General features: G+C 32.0%; 11 protein-coding genes. 9 read left to right on the forward strand and 2 right to left on the reverse strand.

Translation table 11 applies throughout. The features are described from left to right. The first annotated feature begins 16 nt into the window (after window positions 1-16). The 9 genes from U0D62_RS20030 (at window position 17) to U0D62_RS20070 (ending at window position 8527) form a co-directional block, all read left to right on the forward strand. Window positions 17-976: an aldo/keto reductase gene (locus U0D62_RS20030; protein ID WP_322289125.1), complete on the forward strand. Its 960-nt coding sequence runs from the start codon at window positions 17-19 to the stop codon at window positions 974-976. A 10-nt stretch (window positions 977-986) separates the two neighbouring features. Further along, complete coding sequence (locus U0D62_RS20035; protein WP_322289126.1) at window positions 987-1388, forward strand: hypothetical protein; 402 nt, start codon at window positions 987-989, stop codon at window positions 1386-1388. Between the two features lie 95 nt (window positions 1389-1483). Further along, window positions 1484-2143: a DUF6090 family protein gene (locus tag U0D62_RS20040; protein WP_322289127.1), complete on the forward strand. Its 660-nt coding sequence runs from the start codon at window positions 1484-1486 to the stop codon at window positions 2141-2143. 154 nt (window positions 2144-2297) lie between these two features. Then, window positions 2298-2696: a GlcG/HbpS family heme-binding protein gene (locus U0D62_RS20045; RefSeq protein WP_322289128.1), complete on the forward strand. Its 399-nt coding sequence runs from the start codon at window positions 2298-2300 to the stop codon at window positions 2694-2696. A gap of 94 nt (window positions 2697-2790) precedes the next feature. After that, entirely contained in the window at window positions 2791-3432 is a 642-nt protein-coding gene (locus U0D62_RS20050) for a spermidine synthase (protein WP_322289129.1), read from the forward strand. A 76-nt stretch (window positions 3433-3508) separates the two neighbouring features. Further along, window positions 3509-4444, forward strand: a complete 936-nt coding sequence (locus tag U0D62_RS20055) for a threonine ammonia-lyase (protein ID WP_322289130.1) — start codon at window positions 3509-3511, stop codon at window positions 4442-4444. A gap of 148 nt (window positions 4445-4592) precedes the next feature. Then, window positions 4593-4952: a BlaI/MecI/CopY family transcriptional regulator gene (locus tag U0D62_RS20060; protein WP_322289131.1), complete on the forward strand. Its 360-nt coding sequence runs from the start codon at window positions 4593-4595 to the stop codon at window positions 4950-4952. Further along, window positions 4952-7693: a M56 family metallopeptidase gene (locus tag U0D62_RS20065; protein WP_322289132.1), complete on the forward strand. Its 2742-nt coding sequence runs from the start codon at window positions 4952-4954 to the stop codon at window positions 7691-7693. The genes U0D62_RS20060 and U0D62_RS20065 overlap by 1 nt, the downstream gene beginning before the upstream one ends. A gap of 102 nt (window positions 7694-7795) precedes the next feature. After that, window positions 7796-8527, forward strand: a complete 732-nt coding sequence (locus tag U0D62_RS20070; RefSeq protein WP_322289133.1) for a hypothetical protein — start codon at window positions 7796-7798, stop codon at window positions 8525-8527. A gap of 133 nt (window positions 8528-8660) precedes the next feature. Here the strand turns inward: U0D62_RS20070 and U0D62_RS20075 are convergent, their stop codons facing one another. Both U0D62_RS20075 and U0D62_RS20080 read right to left on the reverse strand, forming a co-directional pair. After that, window positions 8661-9494 carry a zinc metalloprotease gene (locus U0D62_RS20075; protein WP_322289134.1) on the reverse strand — a complete coding sequence of 278 codons (834 nt, stop codon included), beginning with the start codon at window positions 9492-9494 and terminating at the stop codon, window positions 8661-8663. A gap of 182 nt (window positions 9495-9676) precedes the next feature. Further along, window positions 9677-11140, reverse strand: coding sequence for a glutamate synthase subunit beta (locus U0D62_RS20080; protein WP_322289135.1), 1464 nt, complete (start codon window positions 11138-11140; stop codon window positions 9677-9679). Between the last annotated feature and the right edge of the window lie 4 nt (window positions 11141-11144).

Raw genomic sequence — 11144 nt, forward strand, 5'->3', positions numbered from 1 at the left:
GATTAACGCTCAATAAATGGACACACAAAATACAATAATTGGATTGGGAACCGCAGCAATTGGAAGACCTCAATATATCAATATCAAACAAGAAAATACTACTTCAATATCTCTTGATAATTTCGAAAAACAAGGTTGGAACACTTTAGAATACGCTTACCAGCAAGGAATACGATATTATGATACAGCTCCCGGATATGGTTTAGCAGAAAAGCTACTTATGGATTGGGTGATCAATAAAAATGACCCAACTATAGAAGTAGCTACCAAATGGGGATATACGTATACAGCAAACTTTGACCCTAATGCAATACAACACGAAATCAAAGAACACAGTCTCTCCAAATTAAATGAACAATGGGAAACATCTAAACAACTTCTACCCTATTTAAAAATCTATCAAATACATTCGGCTACTTTTGAATCTGGTGTATTAGAAAACAAAGAAGTTTTAAATAAGTTAGCCGAATTAAAAGCAACACATAATTTAAAAATTGGGATTACCACTAGTGGAAACAATCAGGTTGATGTGATTAAAAAAGCATTGGATGTTGAAATTGAAAATCAAGCATTAATTGATGTTTTTCAAGTTACATACAACATATTGGATCAGAGTTTATCTGAAATTATGCCAAGACTAAAGAATGATAACAAAAAAGTGGTTATTAAAGAAGCGCTGGCAAATGGTCGTTTATTTACAAACAAGAAATATCCTCATTACCAGGAATTATATTCTTCTCTAATCCAGTTATCAGAGAAATATAATGTTGATGTCGACGCCATCGCATTAAGATTTTGTGCAGATATGTTGCAACCTTTCAAAATATTGAGTGGTGCAGCGATTGAAGATCATGTAAAAGGAAACCTAAAAGTGAATCAATTTCAACTTGAATCAGAAGATATCAAACTTCTTCAATCCTTTAAAGTAAATGTAAAAACATACTGGTCGGAGAGAAAGAAACTTTCTTGGAATTAAAAAATCAATTATGAGTATTCATCAATCCATAGAACTATTTGTAGCTATCAACTTATTAGCAACAGGGTTATCACATTTTTTACAGCCCAAAACATGGGTAGATTTTTTTAAATTTCTCGCTGAGAATGGAACAAGCGGAAATATTTTTAATGCAATGCTATCCATTGGTACAGGGTCTATTATTTTTTCTTTTCATCTGGTATGGACTTGGCCCAAAATGATAATAACTCTTTATGGTTTATTATTAATAATTAAAGGTTTTATTTATTTAATTTTTCCAGAAATCGGTCTTAAAAGTATTCGTAAAGTAAATTATCAAGGAAGCAAAAAGTTTAGATGGGTCGGATTACTTATGTCTTTCTACTCATTATTTCTTTTTTATGGTTTATTTGTAGATAGAGTTTTTTATTAAAACAAACATCTTTTTATCAACTACTTACAAAACGATCTCCCCTACAATAATTGCTTTAATTTGTATATTGAAAAAGTGATCATTAAACTTTAATTATGAAAAAAATCAATTGGAGATACGCGTTCGGAGAAATCATCATAGTTATTTTAGGAATCTCTATCGCTTTTTGGTTAAACAGTTGGAAAGAAAACAAAGCTAACTCAAAATTAAAAGATCAATACTTTGATAATTTGATTCTGGACCTAACAGAAGAAATTAAACTGTTAGAAATAAATGAAAAGGAGTTTCTTTCAAAAATTGAAATTGCACAAACCGTTTTACCTGTGATTAACGATATAAACAATACGCGAAAAGATACCGTTGCCAGAGCAATGTTTTCTCTGGCTCAGCTCACTAATTTTACTCCTCAAAATACTACTTATCAAACTTTGGTGAATTCTGGAGACATGAAACTCATTGACAATTTTGAACTAAGAAGAAGTATTGAAGAGCATTATTCTTTTCATAGTATCGTTTTAAAAGATTATAAACGACTCGAAATAATCAATGAAAATCATCTCGGAGATTTTTTCATAAATAATATCGATTATTCTAAAATGAGAAAAGGAGATATGGAGTTTCTTGAAGATCCTATCCTATCTAATATAATAAGTAGCATGCGAGGAGCTTATCAACTAGTAATCGCAATAGGAAGAAAATGTATTGAAAGCAATAATAAGCTACTGGAAAAAATAAAAAACGAAAAAGAACGGTAAGAATAAGGTATAAATCGCATATAATTCTTACCTGATCAACATATTTTATTTTATAATTATATCTACTTTAGCGACACACTTTTTATAAAATTTCAGCCTATTAAATTCAGGTTGATTTTTTATTTAAATCAAGAAACATTAAAAAGCTTCATATATGAATATAACATTAGAACAAGCTGAAAAAGTCATCGCTGTTGCAAAAGAAAAATCAATTGAGCTGGGTGTTAAAATGAATATTTCTGTAGTAGATACTGGTGCAAATCTTTTAGCCTTTGCTCGTATGGATAGTGCTTTACTGGGTGCAATGGATATTGCTATAAAAAAAGCTAAAACCGCATCTTTGTTTCAAAAAAACACTGGAGTTCTTGGAGGGCTTTCTCAACCTGGAGGTCCTTTATATAATATTGAGCATTCTAATGGTGGTTTGATAACTTTTCCGGGAGGAATCCCTATTAAAAACAAAGAAGGTAAAATTATTGGAGCTATAGGTGTTAGTGGCAGTACGGTTGAGAATGATCATGCGGTTGCAGAAGCAGGTGCTATGGCTATTTAAACCAGTTAACGTTATTATAACAACCGTTTTATTTTAGCTTATATCCTTTTTATTATTTAACTTCTTTATAGTTTCCTAGCTGTCACCGTATAAAATGAAAAAAATCCTCAGTTACATCTGGCCATTTACTAAGACTGTTACCTCTGAGGTTAGTGGTCCTCTTGAAATTACCTGGATGAATGGAAAGAAAGTTTTAGACAGTAGAAATGCTAACTATTCTTATGGCAATTTACAACAGCTTTTGGATTATGGTCTTTCATTAATCCCCATAGATGATGTATCAGATATTCTATTGTTAGGACTTGGTGCAGGGAGTGTTATTGAATCTTTGAGAAACAAATTTAATTATAAACACAAAATCACTGCAGTCGAAATCGATAAGGTAGTGATTCAAATCGCTGAAAAAGAGTTTAACATCTCCCAAAATGATAATCTTAAGATTATATCGCAGGATGCTTTAGATTATGTAAACACCTGTCAAAAGCAATATGAACTTATCATATTAGATATATTTATTGACAATACAGTACCCAAAACGTTTTATGATATTGAATTTTGGCAAAAAGTTATTTCGTTATTAAAACCTGGAAAATCCATTTTATTTAATGCGGGTATTAATTTAAAAGAAGACACTACGATTGATCAACTAATAGCTGGCACTAAATCTTTAATTCAGTTTACAAAATATGATAATGTTCAAGGAACAAATACATTATTGATTGGTACTAAAAAATAGTTAAGTTGATAACAACTGTTCTTATTAATTAGGTGAAAAGGTTTAATTTTGAGTTACTCTAAATTTTACTTCTACAATGACAGCACAAGAACTAGATAATTGCCACCAGCTTATTAAACCTTATATTCATAGAACACCTATCTTAACATCAAGACTTCTCAATCAAATTTCTGGAGCAGATCTATATTTTAAGTGTGAGAACTTTCAGAAAATGGGAGCTTTTAAGATGAGAGGAGCAACTCACGCCATTTTGCAATTATCTGATGAACAAAAAGAAAAAGGAGTAGTAACTCATTCTTCTGGAAACTTTGCACAAGCATTATCCTTAGCCGCTGCTAATTTAGGAGTAAAAGCATATATTGTGATGCCTTCTAATGCCCCTCAAGTAAAAAAAGATGCTGTAAAAGGATATGGAGGAGAAATTATTGAGTGTAACCCTACCCATAAAGACCGAGAGCATACAGCGTCTTTAATAGAAAAAGAAAAAGGTGCTACTTTTCTACACCCATATAATGATATGGATGTAATATTGGGCCAAGGAACCTCAGCACTGGAGTTATTAGAAGATCATCCAGATCTAGATTATATATTTTCTCCTGTTGGTGGTGGTGGACTTATTGCGGGAACTTCTCTCGCAGCACATTTTTATGGAAATAATTGTGAGGTAATTGGAGGAGAACCTTTTGAGGTTGATGATGCTTATCGAGCGTTAAAAAGTGGTAAACTTGAAATCAACGAAACTACTAATACAATTGCAGATGGACTTAAAATGCCTTTAGGTGATACCAATTTTCCAATTATTCAAAAGTATGTATCTGAGATTATACGCGTTGAAGAAAAAGAAACCGTTGAGGCGATGCGACTAATCTGGGAACGAATGAAAATTGTTATAGAAGCTTCCTGTGCGGTACCTTTTGCAGCATTACTTCGCGAAAAAGAAAAATTTCAGTCCAAAAAAATAGGAATTATACTATCTGGCGGAAATATTGATCTTGGTAACCTTCCGTTTTAAAATATCTTAACATATTTTTAATTATATTATAATTATTTAATTATCAGCACTTTACTTATAATAAATCCGAACTAATTAGTTGAATTACTAATAAATTAGTTGTAAAACTAAAAGATTAGTAGTATGTTTGTTTTGTAAAATTGATACTATGCAAAAATTAGCTAAAAGAGAAGAACAGATTATGCAGAGTTTATGGAAGCTTGAAAAAGCTTTTATAAAGGAGATTATAGAAGAGTTATCTGATCCAAAACCTCATTATAATACTACCGCTACTATCGTAAAGATTCTTGAAGAAAAAGGATTCATTAGTCATGTTGCTTATGGTAATAGTTTTCAATATTATCCATTAGTATCTAAGGATCAGTATCAAAAAGAAGTACTGGGAGAGGTCGTAAACAACTATTTTGATAACTCACCTTTGGCTTTAGTAAAATTCTTTGCTAAGGAAGAAAAAATTAATACCGAAGAATTGGAAGAAATCATTCAATTGATAAAAAACAAAAAGTAATGGATTATATCATTCACAGCTCGGCCTTAATAGGATTATCTTACATTATTTATAGGTTTTTCCTTTCTAAAGAGACTTTCTACCATTTGAACAGGTGGGTTTTATTAGGTTTAATCGTATTATCATTTACATTACCCTTCATCACTGTTCCAGAAAATTTATCTTTTAAAAGTGCTTTAACTCAGGAAATAGTTGATCAACCTATTGATGCTCCTATTTCTACTATTGAAACAACAACAGTTGTAACAGCATCTGATCAAACACTTACTTCTGATAATACTGCAAGTAATGCAACCTCTTCTGGTATCACTCTGGATTGGCAAACCATTTTAATCTACACCTACATCCTCGGTATTTTGGTATTTGCTGTTCATTTCTTAATACAATTAGGAGTTTTATTATACAGGATTTTGAAGTACCCAACAATCGAGGTCGATGATTACAAAATTATTGAGACCGATAAAAAACATGCTCCTTACTCCTTCTGGAATCGCATTTTTATGAACCCGAGTCAATATAATCCAGACACCTATTTACAAATTCTTAAACACGAACAATTTCATATAAAAGGCTGGCATAGTATCGATATGCTATTAGTTGAGTTATTAGTTGCATTACAATGGTTTAATCCGTTGGCCTGGTTATATCGTAAAGCAATCGATAATAATCTTGAATATCTAACTGATAGCAGTATGCTTAATATTGGAGAAGATAAAGAATCTTACCAGATGAATCTTTTAAAAGTATCTACTCCAGACATGCCTACTGGCCTGGCCACAAGTTACAATCAATCATTTCTCAAAAAACGAATACTCATGATGAATTCTAAAAAATCGACAGCAAAATCAGGATGGAAATACCTAATCATTATTCCATTACTTGCACTAACTGTATTTTCTTTCAACCCTGTAAAACCTTCTATGGTATCCGGTGAAGATCCCACAAATCCAATTGTAAATACTGAAAGACCCGATGTGATCTCTGAAAGTAGTAGTGACTTTACAAAAGGAGTTTGGGATGCCGAAGTAGGTGGAGGAAAACTATGTATTATGTATCGCAGTGCAGAACCTCTTAAAAGAAACTTTTGGTCTATAACCAGATGCTATGATCCTAGTTACTTTGAAGGATTTCCTAATGGAGATAGACAAAAGCTTGAAGTGACAAAAGATGCTGGAACTATGACTTATGTCGGGCAGTTTGAAAACAAAATCGGAGACGGAAGATATACTTTTGCTCCTAATACCAGTTTTACAGGATCTCTCAAAGCTTATGGTTTAAATGTTAGTAATAAAGATTTGGTTCATTGTTTTCTTACCGGTTTTGATAATAATTATCTGGCATATCTAAAAAACGAGAATCTTAATATTAATCAAGATGATTTTGAAGATATTATTCACAAGGCATTACCACTTGATAAGCTAAAAATGTATAGAAAAGAATTAACCCGACTAGGTTATAACAACTATACTATGAAAGAAATCAGCAAACTCAATCTGTTTGATGTTGATATCGCATATATTTCATTTATTAATAAAATCAATAATCAAAAAACGTCTTTAAAGAAGATTACTAAAGCCAAAATACATAACCTCTCACCCGAGTTTATTACTTCATATAAAGACAATGGTTATGGAAAATTAACTCTGGATGATTATATGAAACTAAAAATTCATAATGTTACTCCTGATTATATTGCAAGTTTTAAAAAAGAAGGATATACAAACATTTCTGTTCAAGAAGCAAAAAATCTTAAAATCCACAGTGTGACGCCTAAATACATCCAATCCTATAAAAATATTGGATATCAAAGTATCACACTTAAGGAAGCAAAAGACCTTAAAATCCATAATGTAACTCCTGCATATATCAATAGTTTTAAGAAGATCGGGTATCCAAACATTACACTTAGGGAAGCAAAAAAACTAAAAATACATAATGTAACTTCTGATCTTATTAAATCTTATAAAAAGGCTGGACAAACCAATCTTTCATTACAAGAAGCTATAAAATTAAAAATACATAATATCACTCCTGGACAAGTAAAAGCCGGAAAAGGGTATTCTTATAATGAGTCAAATTCTGGTACTAGTTCTACAAGTCATTCAGGTAAAGGATCACAAGAAGAACAACAAACACCTAATGATTTTATAAAAGGTTTCAAACAACTTGGGTACGACAATATTTCTGTGGATGATATCATTGCTTTAAAAATTCACAATGTTACTCCAGAATTTATAAAGGAATTTAATAATGCAGGATATAATAACATTCCTTTGGATGATGTAAGAGCTTTAAAAATACATAATGTAACACCTGGATTTATTGATTCATTTAAAAAATCGGGGTATAAAAACATTACTCTGGACCATGCTAAATCTTTAAAAATTCATAATATATCCCCTGATTTTGCCTCTGAGTATGTAAAACTAGGGTACTCTAATATTTCTATCAACAAATTAGTATCTCTTAAAATTCATAATGTATCACCTGATTATATTAGAGAGTTTAAGAAAACTCAATTTAGTGATCTTGATCTAGATGATATAATGTCTTTTAAGATTCATAATGTTACTCCAGAATTTGTACAATCTTTTAAAGATATTGGATATTCTAATATTACAGCAGATCAGGCAAAAAGTCTTAGGATTCATAATGTTACTCCTAAATATGTAAAAGCATTAAAAGATCAGGATCCTAACATTTCATTAGAACAAGCAATTAGAATAAAAATTCATTTTTAGTCATAAAAAAGAACTAGCCAATAACATTCATCAATCAAAAAAAGCTACTGATTTAATAAGATTAGTAGCTTTTCTAATATTATAAAAACGAATCTATTTAAGATGAAAAATCTATATATAATACTCATTGTTTTTACATTATTATCAAGTTGTCAAACCAAAAAGAAAGAGGCTAATGATAACGTTGAAAAGCCTACATCTCAGAAAACATCAAAAAGATCAGTTGAAGCTAATCTTTTAATTTCTCATGAACTTCCAAAAATTGAAATTGCAGTAGATGAAGAGTTTAACTTTATTGGTAAGTTTGATTTTGAAATAATAGCTTCTTCTGATGAATATTCTAAAGAGATGCAAGGAAAACCAGTAGCAGCGGGCGAACGATATGTTTTTGCTTCAATTGATGAAAATCGATCAATAGATAAGCTTTTCATTGTTCAATTTGAAGGGTTTTTAAATGAAAACAATTTAATCTATAATTACGATTTCAGTAATGCAGATTTCATTGGTAATAATAAATACCGTCACAATACCTGGTTTTATGATAGTAAAAAAGCTGCTCTGGAAAACCCTACTGGAGAAGGAGCAAAAACAAGAGCTTTTTTAGAAAAGAAAGGATATATACTTGAAGATGAATTTATGATGTCACGTTTTGTAGGCTTGGCAAGTAAAGACAGAAAAAATGAAATTATTATTTTTTATCACGAAATGCTTAATAAAACCACTGGACACACCTTAGAAAAATTCCAAAACTCTATAAGTGATGAAGAAACTAGATCTATACGGAATTCATTTATTAAACGTTCTCAGAATAGTTTTAAGATTACAAAAGGATAAATTAAAGGCCTCTTTAGCTTATAAGTATTCAATATGTTATAACTTTTAAAAAAGCATCAGTAATAGTAAAAAAGCTGTTAACCAAAATGATTAACAGCTTTTTTCTCAACTTAAAAATTAATCGCAATTTTGATCAATAAAGACCATAAGCCCAGTTAATAGCTGTTCTATCGTCATAAGACCAACCTGGATTAGAACTAATTCTCCAATTACAAACATATACGCTACTCTTCATCACAGAACCACAGTTATTTGCTGCATGATAGCCTGGACCATTGGTACCTGGTATACGCCCTCCTTCTGTTTGATCAGAATGCAGATACCCCAAATTATGCCCCAGCTCATGGATTAATAATGCCATGGTTGACTCTGAAGAAGAACCTTCGTGATCTTTTGCTGTATTAACATTTAACCAGGAGCCAACATTACCATTCCCACTTGGCAATGCTGCTCTGGCCCATGCACGATCGCTGGTGCTATACCAGGCTCCTACAAGTATATCTGCACTTGATCTTGTATAGGTTCTTCTTATATTAATATTGGGGCTAACACGGCTCCAGTGATAAGCTGCCCAGGAAAACTCATATTCTAGGCTTCTAGGGAAGTTTCTTTCTATGTAATAATTAATATTTCTGGAATTGCTGTAATACACTCCATTTCCAACATAATACCATTGATTTCTTTGATCTGTAGTTTCTTCGTTTGGTTTGTTTTTGTCGAGATTACCTTTAAGCTCAAAAGGAAATGCAATATCATCACCGAAGATAAAAGTTTCACTCTCAAAATCTGGTTTAAGGTCATGCACAGAATAGCCTTGTTCAATTAAAAAATCTAAAGTAGCTTCTGCTTTTTTAGTCAATGTTTGTTCTACTGGATCTACACTTTCTTGCAGATCTTCATTTTGGCAACTAACATATAATAAGGTAGTTACTAAAAACAAACTAAGTTTGAATTTGTGTCGTATCATAATGTTAAAATTTTAGTTATCAGAAAGTTACCTAAATATTTAACATAGAATCAGTACTATTCTAACTAGAATTAATACAAAATATACTAAAACGATAGACTAACTATAAAAAATTGATATTCAATCAAATACCTCTGATATTATTTTAACATTTTCTCACCAAAACTTTAAAAAAACGTAGTCTAGATTCTTGGCAGATCTCCATCTCCTTTTAACGGCAAATTAGAACTCCCCATTAAATAAGTATCTACATGATAAGCTGCTTGTCTTCCTTCTGCAATTGCCCAAACGATTAAAGATTGTCCTCTTCGTGTATCTCCTGCTGCAAAAACTCCTTTGACGTTGGTAGAATAATTATCTACAGTTGCCTTTATATTAGTTCTGGCATCCATATCAACTCCTAACTGTTCTGCAATAGTAGGTTCTGAACCGGTAAACCCCAAAGCTAATAAAGCTAGTTCGCATTTCCATTCTTTTTCTGTACCGGCAATTTCCTTTAAAGTAAAACGTCCATTCTCTTTAACCCATTCTACTTTTGAAGTGATCAACCCTTTTAAATTGCCATTATCATCTCCTAAAAATTCTTTTGTAGAAATACTCCAATTACGTTCTACTCCTTCCTGGTGTGAGGAGCTGGTACGCAATCTCATTGGCCAGAAAGGCCATGGTTGATGTTCAGGGCGTTCTATTGTACCTTTATTCATAATCTCAAAATTCGTAACTGATGTTGCTCCATGCCTTACAGAAGTACCAATACAGTCTGATCCTGTATCTCCTCCTCCAATTACGATAACATCTTTTCCGGTCGCAAAGATTTCTTCTCCAAGATCTTTGATTCCATCAACTCTACGGTTATTCTGTGGTAAAAAATCCATTGCTTGTACCACTCCTTTAAGGTTCGCTCCTTTTACAGGTAAATTTCTACGAACTGTTGCTCCAGTACATAGCACAATTGCATCAAATTCTTCTTTTAACTGATTAGCTTCTATATCTTTTCCTATAAATACCTTAGTTTTAAATACAATCCCTTCTTCTTCCAAAACAGCAATACGTCGATCAATTACCTGTTTCTCCATTTTAAAATCAGGAATTCCATATCTTAATAATCCTCCTACTTTTTCATCTCTTTCATATACAGTAACTAAATGCCCAGCACGATTTAATTGTTGTGCAGTAGCTAATCCTGCAGGGCCAGATCCAATAACAGCAACTTTTTTTCCTGTTCTTTCTTTTGGCGGGTTTGCTTTTATCCAGTTATTTTTAAAGGCTTGCTCAACTATATTTTTCTCGATGTTTTCAATCGTAACGGGATTCTCGTTAATCCCTAATACACAAGCTTCTTCACAAGGTGCAGGACATAATCTACCTGTAAATTCAGGAAAATTATTAGTAGCATGTAATATACTTGCCGCCTTTTCCCATTTGCCACGATAAACGGCATCATTAAAATCCGGGATGAGGTTTCCTAGCGGGCACCCACTATGACAAAACGGAATTCCGCAATCCATACAACGTGCTCCTTGGTTTTTGAGTTTTTTCTCGGGCATTTCTACCGTAAACTCCTTATAATCTTTTATACGATCTTTAACAGGTTGATACTGTTCAATCTCTCTTTCAAATTCTAAAAATCCAGTTGTCTTTCCCATAGTT

Origin of the sequence: Aquimarina callyspongiae (genome assembly GCF_034322225.1) — a bacterium.
GTDB lineage: Bacteria > Bacteroidota > Bacteroidia > Flavobacteriales > Flavobacteriaceae > Aquimarina.

What these genes read in the sequence shown, in the direction of transcription:
- U0D62_RS20030 (WP_322289125.1), top strand. Translation starts at nt 17, where the DNA reads ATGGACACACAAAATACAATAATTGGATTGGGAACCGCAGCAATTGGA.
- U0D62_RS20035 (WP_322289126.1), top strand. Translation starts at nt 987, where the DNA reads ATGAGTATTCATCAATCCATAGAACTATTTGTAGCTATCAACTTATTA.
- U0D62_RS20040 (WP_322289127.1), top strand. Translation starts at nt 1,484, where the DNA reads ATGAAAAAAATCAATTGGAGATACGCGTTCGGAGAAATCATCATAGTT.
- U0D62_RS20045 (WP_322289128.1), top strand. Translation starts at nt 2,298, where the DNA reads ATGAATATAACATTAGAACAAGCTGAAAAAGTCATCGCTGTTGCAAAA.
- U0D62_RS20050 (WP_322289129.1), top strand. Translation starts at nt 2,791, where the DNA reads ATGAAAAAAATCCTCAGTTACATCTGGCCATTTACTAAGACTGTTACC.
- U0D62_RS20055 (WP_322289130.1), top strand. Translation starts at nt 3,509, where the DNA reads ATGACAGCACAAGAACTAGATAATTGCCACCAGCTTATTAAACCTTAT.
- U0D62_RS20060 (WP_322289131.1), top strand. Translation starts at nt 4,593, where the DNA reads ATGCAAAAATTAGCTAAAAGAGAAGAACAGATTATGCAGAGTTTATGG.
- U0D62_RS20065 (WP_322289132.1), top strand. Translation starts at nt 4,952, where the DNA reads ATGGATTATATCATTCACAGCTCGGCCTTAATAGGATTATCTTACATT.
- U0D62_RS20070 (WP_322289133.1), top strand. Translation starts at nt 7,796, where the DNA reads ATGAAAAATCTATATATAATACTCATTGTTTTTACATTATTATCAAGT.
- U0D62_RS20075 (WP_322289134.1), bottom strand. Translation starts at nt 9,494, where the DNA reads ATGATACGACACAAATTCAAACTTAGTTTGTTTTTAGTAACTACCTTA.
- U0D62_RS20080 (WP_322289135.1), bottom strand. Translation starts at nt 11,140, where the DNA reads ATGGGAAAGACAACTGGATTTTTAGAATTTGAAAGAGAGATTGAACAG.